We start from the raw sequence: 571 nt of genomic DNA on the forward strand, positions 1-571 counted from the left end.
CCGAAGGGCCCGGTGACGCGGCCCCGCATTGCGGTCCTCGACGTGCCACCGATCACGAAGCTTTGGACCCTGCTGACGCTGATGTGTACGTCTAAAGAGCGCGAACACGATCTGGACTAAAAGTAGTTGACGAAAAGCCAGAACCTGATATGATTCGGGTTCTGGCTTTTTCTTTAGGCACAATGGACGAACACGACGCGTACCATGAGGGGAGATTGGCGGCTATGGTCTACAAACCTGCCTCCTACAACCCGTATCCGCCGCGCTCCGCAAAACGTGAACAGTGGAGCGCGGGTTTTCAACGAATGAAACAACTTTTGGAGCAAGAGCATGAAAAACGACAACCACGGTGACGCATTCGACGAAGGCTACGAGGCATTCCGCGATGGTGTACCCGAGCATGAGAATCCGTACGAGGCAGGCACCGACGAGTCGATGGACTGGTTCGACGGGTGGAACGCGGCGGACAGCGATCAGGACTACGACGACAGCTGTGACGAAGATGGCGATGGCGTCGGAGACGATTACGATCCGGACAACGGGGACGGGACCGAAGGATGAACTCGTACAC

2 protein-coding genes are annotated in these 571 nt (G+C 56.6%); both read left to right on the plus strand.

Annotated features, from left to right (window positions below):
• The first annotated feature begins 182 nt into the window (after positions 1 to 182).
• Entirely contained in the window at positions 183 to 353 is a 171-nt protein-coding gene (locus tag AC1RPX_RS07610; RefSeq protein WP_435366640.1) for a ribosome modulation factor, read from the plus strand.
• Complete coding sequence (locus AC1RPX_RS07615) at positions 331 to 561, plus strand: ribosome modulation factor (RefSeq protein ID WP_481763306.1); 231 nt, start codon at positions 331 to 333, stop codon at positions 559 to 561. Before AC1RPX_RS07610 ends, AC1RPX_RS07615 begins: the two co-directional genes overlap by 23 nt.
• The last annotated feature ends 10 nt before the right edge of the window (positions 562 to 571 follow it).

Source organism: Dellaglioa sp. CoH-56-MRSF-14, from assembly GCF_056782115.1.

Excerpts from the sequence above, each read along its gene's own strand:
- AC1RPX_RS07610 (WP_435366640.1), top strand. The coding sequence starts at position 183 with ATGGACGAACACGACGCGTACCATGAGGGGAGATTGGCGGCTATGGTC.
- AC1RPX_RS07615 (WP_481763306.1), top strand. The coding sequence starts at position 331 with ATGAAAAACGACAACCACGGTGACGCATTCGACGAAGGCTACGAGGCA.